Source organism: Tautonia sp. JC769 (assembly GCF_040717455.1).
GTDB lineage: Bacteria > Planctomycetota > Planctomycetia > Isosphaerales > Isosphaeraceae > Tautonia.
Window position 1 is genome coordinate 67719 of the sequence record NZ_JBFEFH010000019.1, and the last position, 17685, is coordinate 85403.

At 71.0% G+C, this 17685-nt stretch carries 15 protein-coding genes; 12 read left to right on the top strand and 3 right to left on the bottom strand.

Going from position 1 to position 17685, the window contains the following annotated elements; translation table 11 throughout:
* Nucleotides 1–23: 23 nt before the first annotated feature.
* On the top strand, nt 24–1301 hold the full coding sequence (locus AB1L88_RS18125; RefSeq protein WP_367098091.1) for a glutamate-5-semialdehyde dehydrogenase: 1278 nt from the start codon (nt 24–26) through the stop codon (nt 1299–1301).
* 22 nt (nt 1302–1323) lie between these two features.
* Here the strand turns inward: AB1L88_RS18125 and AB1L88_RS18130 are convergent, their stop codons facing one another.
* Nucleotides 1324–2226: an SDR family oxidoreductase gene (locus AB1L88_RS18130; RefSeq protein WP_367098092.1), complete on the bottom strand. Its 903-nt coding sequence runs from the start codon at nt 2224–2226 to the stop codon at nt 1324–1326.
* Between the two features lie 146 nt (nt 2227–2372).
* Between AB1L88_RS18130 and AB1L88_RS18135 the strand changes: the two genes are divergently transcribed.
* A complete protein-coding gene (locus AB1L88_RS18135) occupies nt 2373–3284 on the top strand; it encodes a ParB/RepB/Spo0J family partition protein (protein WP_367098093.1) in 912 nt (303 codons plus the stop codon).
* Nucleotides 3285–3536: 252 nt separating this feature from the next.
* Nucleotides 3537–5186 carry a hypothetical protein gene (locus AB1L88_RS18140; protein WP_367098094.1) on the top strand — a complete coding sequence of 550 codons (1650 nt, stop codon included), beginning with the start codon at nt 3537–3539 and terminating at the stop codon, nt 5184–5186.
* A gap of 536 nt (nt 5187–5722) precedes the next feature.
* Here the strand turns inward: AB1L88_RS18140 and AB1L88_RS18145 are convergent.
* A complete protein-coding gene (locus AB1L88_RS18145; RefSeq protein WP_367098095.1) occupies nt 5723–5968 on the bottom strand; it encodes a hypothetical protein in 246 nt (81 codons plus the stop codon).
* Between the two features lie 325 nt (nt 5969–6293).
* Here AB1L88_RS18145 and AB1L88_RS18150 point away from each other — a divergent pair, with 325 nt between their 5' ends.
* From AB1L88_RS18150 to AB1L88_RS18175, 6 genes are all read left to right on the top strand, one after another.
* Nucleotides 6294–6659 (top strand): metallophosphoesterase family protein, encoded by a 366-nt coding sequence (locus AB1L88_RS18150; protein ID WP_367098096.1) that lies wholly within the window; start codon nt 6294–6296, stop codon nt 6657–6659.
* Between the two features lie 381 nt (nt 6660–7040).
* Nucleotides 7041–8360, top strand: coding sequence for a putative sugar nucleotidyl transferase (locus AB1L88_RS18155; protein WP_367098097.1), 1320 nt, complete (start codon nt 7041–7043; stop codon nt 8358–8360).
* A 270-nt stretch (nt 8361–8630) separates the two neighbouring features.
* Complete coding sequence (locus tag AB1L88_RS18160) at nt 8631–9947, top strand: glycosyltransferase family 4 protein (RefSeq protein WP_367098098.1); 1317 nt, start codon at nt 8631–8633, stop codon at nt 9945–9947.
* A gap of 129 nt (nt 9948–10076) precedes the next feature.
* Nucleotides 10077–10397, top strand: coding sequence for a multidrug efflux SMR transporter (locus AB1L88_RS18165; RefSeq protein WP_367098099.1), 321 nt, complete (start codon nt 10077–10079; stop codon nt 10395–10397).
* A gap of 182 nt (nt 10398–10579) precedes the next feature.
* Complete coding sequence (locus AB1L88_RS18170) at nt 10580–11632, top strand: DMT family transporter (RefSeq protein WP_367098100.1); 1053 nt, start codon at nt 10580–10582, stop codon at nt 11630–11632.
* 178 nt (nt 11633–11810) lie between these two features.
* Nucleotides 11811–12476: a DUF1080 domain-containing protein gene (locus AB1L88_RS18175; RefSeq protein ID WP_367098101.1), complete on the top strand. Its 666-nt coding sequence runs from the start codon at nt 11811–11813 to the stop codon at nt 12474–12476.
* Between the two features lie 132 nt (nt 12477–12608).
* Here AB1L88_RS18175 and AB1L88_RS18180 read toward each other — a convergent pair whose 3' ends face one another.
* Nucleotides 12609–13505, bottom strand: a complete 897-nt coding sequence (locus AB1L88_RS18180) for an ATPase domain-containing protein (RefSeq protein WP_367098102.1) — start codon at nt 13503–13505, stop codon at nt 12609–12611.
* 349 nt (nt 13506–13854) lie between these two features.
* On the opposite strand from AB1L88_RS18180, the gene AB1L88_RS18185 reads away from it, so the two are divergent.
* The 3 genes from AB1L88_RS18185 (at nt 13855) to AB1L88_RS18195 (ending at nt 17593) form a co-directional block, all read left to right on the top strand.
* A complete protein-coding gene (locus tag AB1L88_RS18185; protein WP_367098103.1) occupies nt 13855–15621 on the top strand; it encodes a pilus assembly protein CpaC in 1767 nt (588 codons plus the stop codon).
* A gap of 64 nt (nt 15622–15685) precedes the next feature.
* Nucleotides 15686–16498 (top strand): hypothetical protein, encoded by an 813-nt coding sequence (locus AB1L88_RS18190; protein WP_367098104.1) that lies wholly within the window; start codon nt 15686–15688, stop codon nt 16496–16498.
* Nucleotides 16499–16513: 15 nt separating this feature from the next.
* Complete coding sequence (locus AB1L88_RS18195) at nt 16514–17593, top strand: tetratricopeptide repeat protein (RefSeq protein WP_367098105.1); 1080 nt, start codon at nt 16514–16516, stop codon at nt 17591–17593.
* Nucleotides 17594–17685 lie beyond the last annotated feature (92 nt).

The window sequence follows — 17685 nt, forward strand, 5'->3', positions numbered from 1 at the left end:
CAACTTTTTTCAGAGGAACCCTCATGGCGTCACAGGTCATGTTCGAAACACTCCTGGATCAGTGCCGATCGCTCGCAACGCGGGCCAAGCTCGCCGCTCGGTCGCTCGCCTCGGCGTCGGGGGCCGCGAAGAATGAGTGGCTGATGCGATCGGCCGAGGCCCTGCGCGCGGACGTCGGGGCGATCCTCGACGCCAACGCCCAGGATGTCGCGGCTGCCCCCGAGTTCGGCCTGACCCAGGCGGCCGTCGACCGCCTGACGCTCAACCCGAGTCGGGTCGATCAGATCGCCGTCGCCCTGGAGGAGGTGGCCGCCCTGCCCGACCCGGTGGGCGAGGTGATCGAGGGCTATCGCCGCCCGAACGGCCTGGAGGTGACGAAGCTGCGCGTGCCGCTCGGCGTCATCTTCATGATGTACGAGAGCCGGCCGAACGTGACCGCAGACGCCGCTGCGCTCTGCGTCAAGAGCGGCAACGCGGTCATCCTGCGCGGCGGCAAGGAAGCCCGGCACACGAACCTGGCCCTGCACGCCGTCCTGGCCGAGCAGCTCGACGCGGCGGGCCTGCCGAGCGAGGCGGTGCAATACGTCGGCGCGACCGACCGCGAGGCCGTCGGCCTGTTGCTGGGCATGCCCGAGTTCATCGACCTGGCCATCCCCCGGGGGGGCGAGAGCCTCATCCGCCGCGTCGTGGCCGAGGCGAAGATGCCCGTATTGAAGCATTATCAGGGGAACTGCCACGTCTACGTCGATGCGAAGGCCGACCCGGCGATGGCCGTCTCGATCGTCCTCAACGCCAAGACCCAGCGCCCGGGGGTCTGCAACGCGGCGGAGACCCTGCTCGTCCACCGCGAGATCGCCCCGCGATTCCTCCCCGAGGCCGCCGAGGCCCTGAGTCAGGCGGGCGTCGAGCTGCGCGGCGACGAGGCGAGCCGATCGATCGTGCCGTCGATCGTCCCCGCCTCGAGCGAGGACTGGGAGACGGAATACCTCGACCTGATCCTCGCCGTCGCCGTCGTCGATGACCTGGACGCCGGCATGGGGCACATCGCCCGATACGGCTCGGGCCACACCGAGACGATCGTGACCGACGACCTCCGCGCCGCCCGGCGATTCGTGGCCGAGGTGGACAGCTCGGCCGTGCTCGTCAACGCCAGCACCCGGTTCAACGACGGCGGCCAGCTCGGCCTCGGGGCCGAGATCGGCATCAGCACCGACAAGTTCCACGCCCGAGGCCCCTGCGGGCTCCGCGAGCTGACCACGACCAAGTGGGTCGTGTTCGGCAACGGTCATATTCGCGGGTGAGGCGGGGACGCCCCCGGGGCGATCAGGGTTCGGCGCGGCAGCGGTCGAGCCCGGCTTCGAGCGTCGGCCGCGAGAACCCGGGGAGCGCCTCCTCGATCCGGGTCGAGTCGAGCGAGATGTCGCGCGGACGCGGCTCGGGGGCGGGGACGTCGGCCTGGCGGTTCTGGCTGATCAGGTGGACGGGCAGGCCCGCATGCAGGGCGAGCCGGCCCATCATCTCGAACCGGGTCAGGCGCTCCGGGCCTCCCAGGTGGAAGACCCCCGAGTGGTCCCGTTCCTCGACCATCCGGACGAGCCCGTCGGCGGCGGTCGCGTAGTCGAGGGGGGTCCGGAACTCGTCGGCGAAGAACGCTTGCGGTTGGCCGGCACGCAGGGCGTCGAAGACCCGGTCGAGGGTGGTCGGCTTCTCGATCCGGGAGGGGCCGTAGAGCAGGCTGAGCCGGACCACGGCATTGTGCAGGAGGCCGGGATAGGGGAGCAGGGATTGCCGCTCCCCCTCCTTCTTCGAGGCGCCGTAGGTGGAGACCGGCTCGGCGTCGTCGTCCTCCTCGCGCCAGCCCCTGAGGCCGTCGAAGACCATGTCGGTCGACGCGAAGACGACCCGGCAGCCCATCAGGCTGGCCCTGGCGGCGATGAAGCCGGTGGCCTTGGCGTTCACGGTGAAGGCGGCCTTCGGGTCCCGGAACGCCTGGTCGACCGAGCTGATCGCGGCGAGGTGGAGGATGGCGTCGGGCTGGGCGCGCTCGAAGGCCCGGCCGATCGCCTCGAGGTCGAGCAGGTCGACGGCCTCGATCGGGAAGCCGGCCCGATGGCCCGGCGCCGACCGGCTCCAGCCGATGACCTCGTGGCCGGTCGGCCCGAGCCGGTCGAGGACATACGCGCCGAGCTGCCCGCTCGCCCCGGTGACGACGATCCGAAGTGGCATGAGAGACGTCCCCGACGGGCCCCGATCGAGTTGCGGTTCACAGTCCCGGCATCTTGCGATACAGTCGGCCCGGTGTCGACCCCGCTCCGGATCGCTCGGCGGGGCCGTCGGAATCGAACAGCCCGAGCGGCCAGGGAGGGCCGCCCATGGATGTCCGCGAATTGCCGGTCGACGAGATCGTGCTCGACCCCGCCCTGAACCTGCGGGACCAGCTCGACCCGGAGACGATCGAACGCTATGCCGAGTCGAGCGAGGACCTGCCGCCGGTCACCGTCTTCGACGTGGACGGCCAGTGGCTCCTGGCAGACGGCTTCCACCGCCACGCGGCGTTCGTCTCCCAGAATCGGCCGAGGATCCCCGCGCAGGTGCGCGACGGGTCGTACAACGAGGCCCTGATCTTCGCCGCCGGGGCGAACCTGACGCACGGCCTGCCGCTCCGCCGCCAGGAGCGGCGCCGGGCGGTCGAGATCCGCCTGCGGCTCGACCCCGAGCGCTCCGACCGCCAACTCGCCCGCGAGCTGGGCGTCAGCCGGGACCTGGTGGCCCGGGTCCGCAACGACCTGGTCGGGGCCGGCCAGATCGGCCCCGGCAAGGGGCGCGTCGGCGCCGACGGCAAGTTCTACCCGAACCCCGGCCTGCCCCGCGACCCGAACGAGTTCCTCCCCGGTCGCGGCGACATGCCCGAGGAACCCCGGGCCCGCCGCAGCGACGAGGACGACGGGTTCGGCCCTCCTCCCCGCCGCGGCCGATCGGGGGGGGACCTCGATCCCGCCGCCGCGGCGCCCGGCCATGCCGAGGTGCCGCCGTTCCCGGGGGACACGCTCGGCGAGCTGCGCGACCTGGCGCGATCCGGCCCCGTCGCGGTCGCCACGCCGACGATCGACGAGATGCTCGAACTCATGACCCGGCAGGTGATGGAGGTCGTCTGCTGGGTCGAGGGGGACGACTTCGCGACGGCCTTCGCCTCGGCCGGCCCCCAGGCCCGCCAGCGGTTCCGGGTCGCCGTGCAGGCGCTGGTCGATGCGTCGGCCCGGCTCGAGGACGGAGAGCGAGGCTGACGGTCGCCGGTCCGGACTGTTTCACCCGGAGGAGGGTCCTGCCCCCCCTCGATCCGAGTTGAGGTCGTCTCCCGCAGGAGGGGGCTCCGCCCATCGAATCCGGTTGAGATCGGTGGGCGGAGCCCCCTCCTGCGGGGAACAAGAGGTCGGGAGTGGGAGCGGGAGCGGGAGCCCCTCCCCAGCATTGCAACGACGTTTCGCCTCGGTCTGGTCCTCGATCGATTTGTCTTGCTTGCCCGGAGGGGTCGTCCCGTGAGTTCCGCACTCCCCGCCGACGCCGCCCGGCCGATGGCCGATCCCCGAGTGATCCGCCGATGGGCGCTCGGGTTCCTGGCGATCGGCATCGCCCTGCGGCTGATCCGATGGCTCCTGCGCTACCCGCTCTGGCACGACGAGGCGTTCGTCGCGGTCAACTTCATCGGCCGGGGGTATCGCGACCTGGCCGGGCCGCTTGAGTACTTGCAGGTCTGCCCGATCCTCTTCCTCTGGGCCGAGCTGACGGTCGTCAAGCTGCTCGGCTACAACGAGTGGACGCTGCGACTGTTCCCGACGCTGTGCGCGATCGGGGGCCTGGTGCTGTTCGATCGCCTGGCGAAGCGGAGCGTCCCCGGCTGGGGGTATCCGATCGCCGTCGGGTTCATGGCGGTCGCCTACTCGCCGATCCGGCACGGCAACGAGGTGAAGTCGTACGCCACGGACCTGCTCGCGGCGACGGCCGTGCTCCTGCTCGCGGTGCTCTGGCTGAAGGAGCCGCGGCGGGCGCGGCGGCTCTGGCTCCTGGCGATCGCGGCCCCGGTCGCCCTGGCCGGTTCGTTGACGGCGGTGTTCGTGGTCGGGGGCGTGGGCGTGGCCCTGCTCCCGAGCGTCTGGAAGGCCCGATCGCGGCGGATCTGGGCGGCATACGCCGGCCTGGCGATGACCTCGGCGTTGACCTTCCTGGCGCTCTTCCGCTTCCACCTGGCGACGGCTCAGAGCGAGTGGCTGCGGACGGAATACCTGATTCCGTACTGGTCGAAGGCGTTCCCCCCCCTGTCTGAGGGGGGGCTGGCCACCCTCGCCTGGCTCGTGCGGAGTCATGCCGGGAATCTCCTCGCCTACCCGATCGGCGGCGACAACGGCGGCAGCACCCTGACGTTGATCGCCGTGCTCGTCGGGCTGATGGCCCTTATCCGGGGGAAGCGCTACGCCCTGGCCGGGTTGCTCGCCTTGCCGTTCGCCCTGAACCTGGTGGCCGCCGCGCTGGGACGCTACCCGTACGGCGGGGAGGCCCGGATCGCCCAGCACCTGGCGCCGGCGGCCTGCCTGCTGGCCGGGCTGGGGGTCGGGCGGTTGCTGGGGTTCGTGCGGTCGGAAGGGCGGGCGGCCCGCCTGCGAGGCTTGGCGGTGGGCGGGTTGCTCCTGATCGGCGCCGGGAACCTCGTGCAGGCGGTCACGTCCCCCTATCACATGATCAGCGCCGCCCGCGACCGCGAGTTCGCCCGCTGGTTCTGGCCCGAGCAGGCCCGGTCGGCCGACCTCCTCTGCATGAAGGCCGACCTGGGCCTCGACTTCGAGCCGAAGCAGTGGATCACCGGCATCTCCGCCAGCTATCTCTGCAACCGGGCGATCTACGCCGCCCGGCGCCCGGCCGCCCGGCCGACGGCCGATCGGCCGCTGCGCTACGTGCTTTTCCACGTCGATACGTACGACTCGCCGCTCGAATCCCCCGAGTTCCGGGCCTGGATGGAGGGGATGTCCGCGGAGCACCGCTTCCACCGGCTCGACTCGTACGTGGTCAACGCCGATCGCGGCTTCGTCGGCTGGAAGGTCGGGCGCTACTGGGTCATCGAGTTCCTGCCCGAGTCGATCGCCGAGGCCGTGATCGCCCGCGATCCCCGGACGATGGGCCGACACCGCGAGTAGCCATGAGTCGGGGGTCCAGTCCGCAAGTTGACGGTGCCCTCGCTCGGGATCCGGGCACTCGAAGACGACCCGGGTGGATCGACTTCGGGTGATTTGGACGTCGGGTCGCTCCCCCCATGGTCACCGGGTGGAGTTGGAACCGCGATCGAGCCGGCCCGGGACGTTTGCTTCGCCCCGAAGGGGGTTGAGGAGCCTGGGGGACGCTCGCGGATGACGAGGCCGATCCGACTCGGAGACGTCCCGGGCTCGATCGACCGAAGGGGGCTACGGGGGGGGCCAGAGCCCTCCGCTCATCCCGCGAGGGGGCCACCCTCTCCCCCGCGATCACGCCGGGGGAGGGGTGTGAGACGTCCCGATCGCCCGATCGAAGGAGGGACTGGGAGCAAGGGCGCGAAGATCGGGGGAAAGGCGTTCGGGAGATCGAGGACGCGGCGTGCCCCGAAGAACGGTCGGGGGCGGGGATTGCCGGAACGGGATTCCGGCGGCGATCGATCGATCACTCCGAGCGAAGAAGGGCGGAGCGGCTTCCGTCCTCATCAGGTCATGCTGCGTCCGTGCGTGTAATCCTGCTCGGCCAGGTCGGCGCGGCAGTCGCCGGCATCGGGGGCCTCGGCATGGCGGATGACGGCGTCTTCGAGCGGTTCGACGCGGTCATCGCCACGGTCGGGGGCCTCGACGGCCGGCTCGGGGGCTCGGACGAGGTGGGGATCGACGGACGTGTCGTTCGTGCGATCGGCCGATCGGTCGATCCGGGGCTGGGTCTTGGCGTCGGTCGTGAACATGGGACACCTCCCCGCTCGGAGCGGGTAGAGACAGGGACGATCGGCGCAGCACGAGGCGACGGCCGTTCGGGAGTCCGAGGGACGAGATCACCTGCGAGGCCTGGCCCGATCTTCCGCGATCGGCCGGTTCCGGTCGGCCGATCGATCGCCGCCCCGACAAGGGGCGTCGCGCGGACACCAGCGGTCGATCGGCCCGCGAGCGATGAAGACGGGAGACGATCACGGAGCGATTCGGGGCCGACAGGCCGATGGTCCGAGGGTATTCTACGATCCGGCGGTGATGTCGCCAAGGGAATCCGCGTCCGATCGAGAGTTCCTTCCAATCATGCGCATCGGAATCCTGTCCGACTCTCACGACCAGATCGGGCGCACGGCCGCGGCGGTGGCCCTGCTGGCGGCCGAGGGGGCCGAGATCCTGATCCACTGCGGCGACCTGACCGAGGCGTCGGTCGTGCACACGGTCGCCGGGGCGGGGCTCGCGTGCCATTACGTGCTCGGGAATAACGACTTCGACCTCGAGGGGATCGAGCGGGCGGTCGGGGCGACCGGCGGGAGTCTGCACGGCTGGGCGGCGGAGCTGGAGCTGGCGGGGCGCCGGGTCGGGGTCACGCACGGCCACCTGACGGGCGAATTCCGGCGCCTGCTCGCGGCCGAGCCGGATTACCTGCTCTTCGGCCACTCGCATCAATAGCTCGACGAGCGGGACGGGCCGATCCGCCAGGTCAACCCGGGGGCCCTCCACCGGGCGAGGGAATGGACCGTGGCGCTGCTCGACACGGATCGGGATGAGGTGCGGTTTCACCGCGTGCGGTGAGGCCTGTGCGGCGACCGTCGGCGCGGTCGGCCGCAAATCGGGGTAGCCGGGGGGCGTCCGGCCGCTATAATCCGCGCACGCAAACGCCCGGTCGCTTGCGGGATTCGGACCAGGGAACGGGGGCTCGCGAGCACGATCGGATCCGGGCGACGGCGGCCTTCGGCCCTCGATCAAACGGGGTCAGCGGCCCCTCGCCTCGCGTCGACCCCCCGCTCCGAGCGGCTCGACACTCACCCGGCATCATGGAAGGAGCCTCCCATGCGTCTCTGCTTCGTCGAAGACATGGCCGTCGTCGGCCTGGAGCCGCTGACGCTCACCCGCCCGGCCTATGGCCTGCGGCTGGGGGCGGTGACGCTGGGAGATCGGGTCGCCCGGGCCTTCGGGGTCGGGCCGGGGCCGGCGCGTCGGGCGGCGATCGTGCGGTCGGTCCTCGAGCCGATCGTCCGCGAGCGCGACCCCCACACGGTCCTCAACGACGGCGACTGGCTGGCCCAGGGGCCGGTGATCGTGGCCAACTCCCGCTGGGTGCCGCCGAAGGATTTCGAGCCGTCGACCACCGCGGCGCCGTGGCTGGGACTGTGCAACGGCCGGCCCGCCTGCGCCGTGGCGGGTCCGGAGCGGGCGGTGGCGCTGACGAGCCATCGGATCGACGAGTGGTTCGACGACCTGCTGGCGAAGGTCGACGGCGAGGAGGTCGGCGGCCACTGGGTCGACCGGCCGTGGGACCTGGTCTCGCTGAACGAGCAGGCCATCCGAGACGACTTCGAGGCGCTCGGCGGCGACTCGGTGACGAACCGCCACCTGCAGTCGATGGCGCTGGTCGGGTCGCCCGATCAGCTGCGGATCCACGAGACGGCCCGGATCGACCCCTACACGGTCTTCGACGCGACGAACGGGCCGATCATCGTGGGGAGGGATGTCTGGGTGCAGCCGTTCACGAGGATCGAGGGGCCCTGCGTGATCGGCCCGGGGACGCAGTTGTTCCGCGCGAACATTCGAGGGGCGGTGACGATCGGCCCGGCCTGCCGGGTCGGCGGCGAGGTGGAGGCGTCGATCGTCCAGGGGTACTCGAACAAGTACCACGAGGGGTTTTTGGGGCACTCGTACGTGGGAGAGTGGGTGAACCTGGGGGCGATCACCTCGAACAGCGACCTGCGGAACGACTACGGCGAGGTCGAGGTGCCCTTGCGAGGCGACCCGGTGCCGACCGGCCAGGCGAAGGTCGGCTGCTTCATCGGCGACCACTCGCGGACGGGGCTCGGCAGCATGCTGAACACGGGGACCTCGATCGGCGTGATGTGCAACGTCCTGCCCGCCGGCTGGCTCCTGCCGAAGCACGTGCCGAGCTTCTCCAGCGTCCTCTGGGGCAAGGTGGCCAGGGGGTTCGACCTGGAGCAGATGTTCGAGACGGCCCGGATCGTCAAGGGGCGGCGCGGGCTGGAGTTCACCGAGGCCGAGGAGGGATTCTATCGCTCGCTCTTCGAGCAGACGAGGCTGGAGCGGCAGCGGGCGTTCCAGAAGGCGCAGGGCTCCCCGCCGATCGAGACCGGCCGGCCGGTCTCGGCCGCCGCCCGCTGAGACGGCGTGGGATGGACCGACGAGGCGAGGAACGTCGGGCTCGGGCCGCGTGTGACGGCCTCGTTGCGAATCGGCGGCGATCGTGTGGCCCTGGGGACTCTTCCCTGGATGATCATGCGTGACTTCGAATAGAATCACGACGCCCGAGGATCCCGAGCGCCCGCCGAGGCCCGCCGCCCGCCGCCCGCCGCCCCGATCGCTCGCGACCGGCCCCGGTTCGCCGGGCCGCCAGGCCCCGCCACCCCTCAGCCCCAAGGGTTCGACAACACGATGAGTGCGCAGAGCCATCGCCCCATCCCCCTCGAAGACCCGGCCCCCGGCGGCCTGCGGCTCCGAATCGTGGTCTACGCGCCCAACATGTCGTTCCGCATGGGGGGCGAGGCGGCGAGGCCCATCCACTACGCCCGGGAATTGATCGCCCGGGGGCACGACGTCCGGCTGATCACGCACGAGCGGTGCCGGAGGGACATCGCCCAGGACGTGCCGGAGCTGGTGGATCGGACGCAGTTCGTGCCCGACACCTCGGCCCAGCGACTCGTCTGGAGGCTCACCTCCTGGTTGCCGGAACGCCTGAGGGAGTTCACCGGCGGCCAGCTCCTCAAGATCATGATGGATCGGACCGTCTCCTCGCTGCTCGAGTCGATGGACGGCGTGGACCTCGTCCACAAGCCGATCCCGATTTCCCCGAGGATCCTGACGGTCGTGCGGACCGGGCGCCCGTTCGTGCTCGGGCCGCTGAACGGAGACATCAGCTATCCCCCGGCGTTCGCCTCGCAGGAGTCCTGGATCACGAGGGGGGTGATCGCCCTGGGGAGGCGGCTGGCGCCCTCGCTCCACCGCCTGCTCGCGGCCCGCCCGACCCTGACGCTCGTCTCGAACGACCGGACGGCGAGGAGCCTCCCCGTGCCGCCTCCGCCCGACCGGCTGCGGCTGCTCCGGGCCAACGCGGTGGACCTGTCGGAGTGGTCGATCGATCGCGACCGGGGGCGCACGCAGGCCCCGGTGCGCATCGCCACGATGAGCCGCCTGGTCCAGTTCAAGGCGATCGACGTCCTGATCCGAAGCCTCGCGGGCTCGGCGGTCCTCCGAGAGCAGGCGGAACTCGTGATCATCGGAGACGGCCCGGAACGGGCGAACCTGCAAGGGCTGGCCGATCGGCTGGGCGTCTCGGATCGGGTGGAATTCCTCGGCTGGATGAAGTCGTCGGAGGCGATCGACGAGCTCAGGCGCTGCGACGTGTTCGCCTTCCCCAGCTTGCAGGAACCGGGGGGGGCGGTGGTCATGGAGGCCGCCTGCCTCGGCCTGCCGATCGTCTGCGCCGACTGGGGAGGCCCGGCCGATTACCTGCCCGAAGGGGGCGGGGTCGCCGTCGCCCCGGACTCCAGGGAGGGATACCTCCGCGGGTTCCGGGAGGCGATGGAGGCCCTCGTCCTCGATCACGAACTTCGAGGCCGGATGGGGCAGACCGCGAGGCGAGTCGCCCTGGAAGCATTCGGGTGGAACCATCGGGTCGATTCCCTGGAAGCCATTTACCGCGAGGCGATCGCCCTGCACTCATCGACGATCGGGGCCCGGCCGGGGGCGTGATGGCTCGGGGTCGGTGTCGGTGTCGGCGCCGATCGATCGCGGTTGCGATCGCCTCGGAGGCGGGCGATCGCGTAGAATGACGCTGGAATCGAGACCTTGAGTGGGCAACCTGTCCCGGACGGATGATTCATGGCCTGGATTGTCTTGGTGATCGCCGGTCTCGCGGAGATCGGCTTTACGACCTGCCTGAAGCTGAGCGAGAACTTCACCCGGCCGATCCCCTCGGCCGGGTTCTTCGTCCTGAGCATCCTGAGCTTCGTGCTCCTGACGAGGGCGATCCAGACGATCCCGCTGGGCACGGCGTATGCAGTCTGGACCGGGATCGGCGCCTGCGGGACGGCGATCGTCGGCATCGTCCTGTTCAAGGACCCGCTGACGGGCAGCAGGGTGGCCTTGCTGGCGCTCCTGATCGGCTCGGTCATCGGCCTGAAGGTGATCTCGGGCGATTGATCGGCGGGTCGAAGACGGCCGGGGCATCTCGGGCCGGCGGCGGCGGGCTTCGGCGGGGCGGTCGCTCGCGAGAATCGAACCTCCCGGCCTTGTCGAGCCTCTATAGGATAGTGAGGGGACGCGCGGACCGGGTGGCCCGGGCTGCGATCGGTCTCGGTATTTTCACAATTGGGGTTGCTTCGATGGCAGGTCAGGAAGACGGTGGCGGTTCGCATCACGGGACGGGCGGACGGCGGGACTGGGCGGCTTACGTCTTCCTGATCTTGATGGTGGTGATCGGATCGACCACGGCCCTCTCGGCCAAGCTCGCGGTGCGCGAGCTGCCCTTGCCGCTGGTCCCCCTGGTGCGGTTCGGGGTGGCCGGGCTCTGCCTGCTGCCGTTCGCGATGAAGGGGGGGGCGCTGCGCCGGATGCTCCGGGAGGATCTGGGGCGGGTGCTGGCCTCGGGCCTCTTCTGCGTGGGTCTGAATCAGCTGTTCTTCCTGACGGGCGCCCGGCTGGCGCCGACGACCCATGTGGGCCTGATCTACGCGACGAACCCGCTGTTCGTGCTCCTGATCGCCAGCGCGATCGGGCAGGAACGCCTGCGCGGGGACCGGCTGGTGGGGATCGTCGCCAGCGTGCTGGGCGTGGCGGTGATCGGCCTGGGGAGCCTGCGCGGGGACGGGTCGGTCGAGGCGTCCCGGGCGATCCTGGGGGACGCCTTGCTCGTCGGGGCGGTGGTGACCTGGGGGGCGTACATGATCGCCAGCCGGCCCTTGATCCGCCGTCACGGGGCGATCCCGGCGCTGGCGGGGACGTTCGTGGTCGGCTCCGTGATGGATCTGCCCGTGTCGCTCTTCTTCCTCGACTGGGACGGGTCGATCCTGCCGCTGGGCCTGGGGGCGATCGGCTCGGCGTCGGCGGTGGCCTGGCTGGGGCTGGCGCACCTGACCCTGATCGTCACGGTCTTCGCCCTGGCCTTCCAGAACCTGGCGATGACCCGGCTCGACGCGAGCGAGGTGGCCACCTTCGGTAACGCGGCGCCGATCCTGACGGTCGTCTGGGGCTACCTGTTCCTCGGCGAGGCGGTCACGCCGTTCCTGGTCGTCGGCGGGGCGTTGACGATCGGCGGCATCCTCTGGACGATCCGCCCGAGGCGAAGCCGGGCGGTGCTGCCGGAGGCGGTGGCCGAGGCCCCCCGGCCCGTCGAGTTGCCGAGGCCGACGGCCGCCGTCATCCCGTGCGCCGAGTGACCCCGCCCGGGCGGTCGGGGGCAGGCCCGAGGAATCGGGGCGAGGATCCTGGTACGATCGACCCTCCGCCCGGCGGGCCTTGAGGCGCGTCGGGCATCGAGTGGATCGCGGGGGGGCCGGCCGCGGCGCCGGCGGCCTCGCGGTCGTGGATCCGACGCGGATTGCCGGGAGAGCTTCGATGCTTCTTCAATCCTTGATGGTTTCGGTGGTGATGCTGGCCTCGCCCGCAGTGGTCGAGGAGGACGGGTTCCGGGTGATCTTCGACGGCAAGACGCTCGACGGCTGGAAGCAGGTCGGCCCCGGGTCGTTCGAGGAGGCGGAGGACGGGGACGGGTTCAAGACCGTCGGCGGGATGGGCCTGCTCTATTACGAGAAGGAGACGTTCGGCGACTGCGTGATCCGGGTCGTCTACAAGGTGGGGGACGAGCGGGATAACGCCGGGGTCTACGTCCGGATCGCCGAGGAGCCGGACGACCCCTGGTACGCCGTGCACAACGGGTATGAGGTGCAGATCGTCGATCGGGGGAGCCCCTTGAGCCAGACGGGGGCGATCTACTCGTTCGCCGAGGCGAAGAAAATCGAGTCGCGCCCCGGCGAGTGGAACACGATGGAGATCACGCTCGACGGCGAGGTGATCGCCGTCTCGGTCAACGGCGAAGCGGTCTCGCGGTTCGACCCGACGAGCGACCCGATCCCGCCGCCCCGGAACGACATCGACCCCAAGCGTCAGCCGAGGAAGACCCGGGGCTACATCGGCCTGCAGAACCACGGCGACGACGACCTGGTGTACTTCAAGGAAGTGAGCGTGAGGCCGCTCGAAAAACAGGCCGACGCGACCGACTGATCGGCCTGGGGGCGCCCGCCGGGCCGTGACGACCCGGATTCCAGGCGGTCGGTCGCGTGAGGGATCGGCGAGCCGGGATCGAGGGGGGGGGGGCGACCGCCCGTCCCCCTCGACGCCCCGGGGCCGTCGTGCTCAGCTCGGATCGAACTCCAGGCCGTGATCGGTGATCCGGTAGGGCACGATCGCGTCGGAGCAGGCGCTCCCGCGGTGCTTGGCGACGTAGAGGGAGCGGCCCATCCGCCCCTCGTGGCGGGTCCGGCCCATGAGGATGATCGTGTTGGCGTTGGAGAAGACGTCCCCCTCGCCGATCGGCTGGGTCATCAGGTCGTCGAGCAGGACGTGGGGCGTGGTGTAGAGGTAGAGGCAGCCGATCGAGGCGTGATCGTAGCGGTGGGCCATGACCTGCGGCTCATTCGCCCGGTAGTGCTCGCGGAAGAGCTCGCGGGCGGCCCAGTCGTCCTCCTTGCGGAGGACATGATGATAGAGGTACTCGAAGAACTCGAACTGGATCGACTCGCTCATGCGGTCGCTCGGCTCGATGCCGTCGACGACCACCCGGCGGACGCCCCGGACGAACTGGGCGTAGAAGAACTCGACCGACTTGCGCAGGACGCGGGACAGGTCGGTCTTCCAGGCGTGCCAGTCGTCGTACTCGAGGTCGCGGCGGGTGACGCGGCGGCCGGCCTTCGAGAACGGGTGGAAGTAGTCGCCGAGCGACCGGTCGAGGTCCCAGACCGAGGCCAGGTCGAGGTTCGTGTCGCTCCGATACGGGGCGATCTCCCAGTCGAAGTGCGACCGGGCGTAGGCGGCGTGGTTCTGGGCGTCTCCCCGGCTGGTCAGGTCGCAGAGGACTCCCCGGCGGCCCTCGGCCCGTCGCCCCTCGTCGGCCCACCGCAGGCCGAGCTGGGTCTTGCCGACCCCCGTGGCCCCGGCGATGACCGTGAGGGTGCCCGGGAGCAATCCGCCGCCGAGGAGCGCGTCGAGCGCGTCGATCCCGAATCCGAGCCGCTGCTGGTGCTGACCGGTCATGAAACGTCCCTCGGCCCGCTCCGCGGAGGGGCCTTTGTGCGCGATCGAGGAGGTCCTGGGCCGGCCGTCGCGGCGATGGCGTCGCGCCCCGGCCGGGTCCCGCATTGTGACGGGTCCGGGGCCGCTCGGGCAAGTGCGGTGGATCGGCTTAAGTTAGGGGAGGGTCCGGTCGATGAACTGACTATCGTGGCCATAAAGTCCACATAATCCGCACGAGTCTCACGGCCGGACCGGGTCATCGGCGATGCCGCAAGGTCGATCCGGGTTACTCATCGGAGGATACCGGGTGTTTCAGCTGCGACACACTCTCGTCCGAACTCGGCCGGTTCTGGGGACCGTACGATGGTTCATGCTCGTCGCGATCGTCGGGGGATGCCCGGGGGGCCCGGGCCTGCTCGCGCAGGAGGCGGAGATCCCGCCGCCCAACGTCGCCCCGCCGGTGGCCCCGCCGGTGATCCCCGCCCCCGATGCCCCGGCCGGGGGCATGATCCGGATCCAGACCGAGACGCCCCCGGCCCCCCCCGCCGGCGACGCCGGGTTGCCCCCGGTCGCCGGGCCGGGTGACGAGCCCGAGCGATTCCCGGTCCCCGACCAGGGAACCCTGATCGAGGCGGTGGATCTGCCCCCCTCCGAGGTGAACCTGATCATCGGCCGGTCCCGATTGTTCCGGCTGACCCGCCCCCTCTCGGCCGACACGCTGATCACCTACGACAACGACGGGGTCATCGAGGTCCAGCCCCTGACCGACCCCGAGGCCCGGGACCTGCGGTTCATCAACGTCATCGGGGTCGGGTTCGGCCGGGCGACCGTCCGCCTGGTCGATCAGGAGCGCAACCTCGTGCAGACGCTCGAGGCGGTCGTCTCGATCGACGAGGAGGCGCTCGAGAACCGGATCAATACCATCCTGGAAGGCTCCGACATCACCGTCCGCCAGGTCGCCCAGAACGTCATCCTGGAGGGCCAGGCGGCCAACTCGAAGGTCATGGCCGACGTGCTCGAGCTGGTCCGGTCCGAGCTCCGGCTCTCCGGCCAGGCGGCCGTCGGCAGCGTGGCCAGCGACCTGGGCTTCAGCGCCGGAGAGCCGGCGCTCGGGACCCCCGTCCCCCCGGCCGCCGCCAGCCCCTCGGGGGTGCAGCCGGGCCTGGTCGTGGTCAACCGGGTGAAGGTCCGGGGCCCCCGTCAGGTGATGCTGAAGGTCAAGATCGCGGAGATCAACCGGACCGGCCTGCGGCAGCTCGGCGTCAACTTCCAGCGCATGACCGACGGCACCGACGTCAGCTCGGTCGTCGGCGGCGTGGCCGGCGTGACCCCGTTCCAGCCCCTGCTCGGCATCGAGCAGATGCTCTTCGCCGACCCGCTCGACACCCAGCTCTTCGGCATCTTCAACGACGGCGACTTCCGGCTCTACCTGAACGCCCTGCGGCAGAACGACCTGGTCCGGATCCTCGCCCAGCCGACCCTGATGACCCTCGACGGCCAGCCCGCCCGGTTCCTCGCCGGCGGCAGCTTCCCCTTCCCGGTCCCCCAGATCGGCATCGGCGGCGTGGCGACGATCACGATCGAGTTCCGCGACTTCGGCGCCCTGCTCGAATTCCTGCCGACGATCCTGGAGGACGACTCGATCCGGCTCGACGTGCAGCCGATCTTCTCCGAGCTGAACCAGAACACCGGCATCGCCGTGGCCGGCACGGCCGTCCCCGGCCTGACCGAGCGCAGCGCCCGCACGGTCGTGCAGCTGCGAGAGGGGCAGACGCTGGCCATCGCCGGGTTGTTCTCGACCCGGACCAACGGCTCGACCCAGCGGATCCCGCTGCTCGGCGACCTGCCGGTCGTCGGCCCCCTGTTCAGCCGCAACGTCATCCAGACGAACGAGACCGAGCTGATCGTGCTCGTGACCCCCGAGCTGGTCGAGCCGGTCGACGGCCAGGCGGCCCCCGGCCCCGGGGAGCTGTACCAGGAGCCGAACGACCTGGAGTTCTACTTCCTCGGCCGCCTGGAGGGCAAGACCCGGCACCCGCACCGATCGACGGTCAATTACCTCGACCCGTTCCAGGTCATGAAGCATTTCCGGAGCGAAGACCAGTGGGTCGTCGGGCCGCACGGCTTCGCGGACTGATCCCCGGGCCGGGCCCTTCTTCGATTCCCGAAGGAAACACGAATAAAAGGCGGGGAGAAGACCCATGCGAGACGATCGACGAACGCTCGGCGCGGCCCTGCTGGGCGCGGCCCTCGCCGCCACCACCTCGACGGCGACGGCCAGGGCGCAGGTCGAGGCCCAGGACCCGCTCCCCCCGATCCTCCCCCCCGCGGTCTCGGGGCCGATCGACGCGGCGCCGATCCCCCCCCCGACTCCGTTGCAGGCCGGCAAGGGGATCGATGCGCCGGTGATCCCGCCCGAGGGCCTCGCGGGGGTGCCCCCGGCGCCCCTGCCCGGCCAGGCGTCCGGCCTGGTCGCCGGCCCCGACGCCGGGGCGATCCACACGCACCAGCCCGGGCCGATCGCCCGGTCCTTCCACCACATCGGCTACGCGATCAAGGACCGGATGGTCGGCGAGCACGAGCGCTTCGCCGAGCCGCCGCTCGGCTGGTCGGTCAACCGGAACTTCGGCGCCCAACAGGCGAAGGCCGAGATCCACCGCTTCACCCTCTATCGCACCGACTTCCTCTCCGGGAGCGAGCGGTTGAACCCGGGCGGCCTCCGACGCCTCGGCCGGATGGTCTCCCTGCTGCATTGCTACGACGGGCCGATGCTCGTCGAGGTCGACCCGAACCGCCCCGGCCTGGCCGAGGCCCGCCGCCAGGCCGTCCTGGAGCTGGCCGCCAGCTACGGCACGATGCTCGACCCGGGCCGGCTGATCGTCGGCGGCTCCCCCTTCCTGGGCGGTCGCGGCGACCTCTCCGAGATTTACGACGGCGTGCTGCTCGACCGATCGCTCCGGGCGCCGACGACCTACCCGCTCCCCCCGCTGCCGAACGCCGATTTCCAGAACTGACCCGAGGCTTTCCCAATGACCTGCCGCACCGCGCCGCCGATTGCGAACGACGACGACCGGGCCCGGGGGATCGGGCGATCGCCGGGCCGAGGGCGAATCCGCGGGGGCCCCGGCCCGCGACTCGCCGGGGGCCATCGGCTCCTGCTGGCCGGCCTCCTGCTGGCGGTCGCCGCCTCCTCGGGGTGCCGGAGCACGTCTCGACTGCGCAAGGCTGACGCCCCGGCGATGCCCGGCGTCTCGACCGACGAGGCGATGGGATCGGCCCTGATGAACAGCATGGCGACGAACGCGGCGGCCGACTCGCCGACGAATCCGGAGCCGATGCCCGAGCTGACCTCGCAGCGGACGGCCGACGTCCACCTCGACCTCGGCCGCGTCTTCGAGGCTCGCGGCCAGTTCGAGGCGGCCGAAGGGGAATACCGCCGGGCCATCGACGCCGTCGACCGCAAGGTCGACCGGTCGACCCGGGCCCTCGCCCACCGCCGCCTGGCCGCCTCGCTCGACCGGCAAGGCAAATTCGCCGACGCCGTCCCCCACTACCAGGAGGCCACCCGGATCGCCCCGAAGGACCACCGGACCTGGAACGACGCCGGCTACAGCGCCTATCTCCAGGGCCGATTCGACGACGCGATCGCGTCGCTCCGCAAGGCCGAGGCGCTCCAGCCGAACGATTCCCGGGTCCTGACGAACCTCGGCCTGGCCCTCGCCGCCTCGGGCAGGCAGGACGAGGCGATGGCGACCCTCTCCCGGGCCAGCGGCCCGAGCGCGGCCGAGGCCAACATGGCCTACATCCTGGCCGCGACCGGCCAGACCGACGAGGCCCGGGCCCGCTACCGGCGCGTCCTCGAGGTCAATCCCGCCAACGCCCTGGCCCAGAAGGCCCTCGGCCAGCTGGAGGCCCAGGAGGCCCGGTCGGCCGAGGCGATCGCCTCGGCCCCCGCGCCGGCCGACCCGGCCGTGCGGCCCGCGACATTCGAGGCCGTCGGTTCGGCCTCGCCCCCGGTTTCGGTCTCCCCCAGCCCGATGCCGGTCGAGGCGTCCGACGAGGCCCGGCCCGCCCGGAAGGGCCTGCTCAAGAGGCGCAAGGCTCGCTGATCTGACGGAGTCAACGGGACGTTGCTTTCGTCGGCCCGCTCGCGCTGCTAAGGTGGGTCTTTCGGCGGTCCCGTGTCGAGCCGATCAGGGCC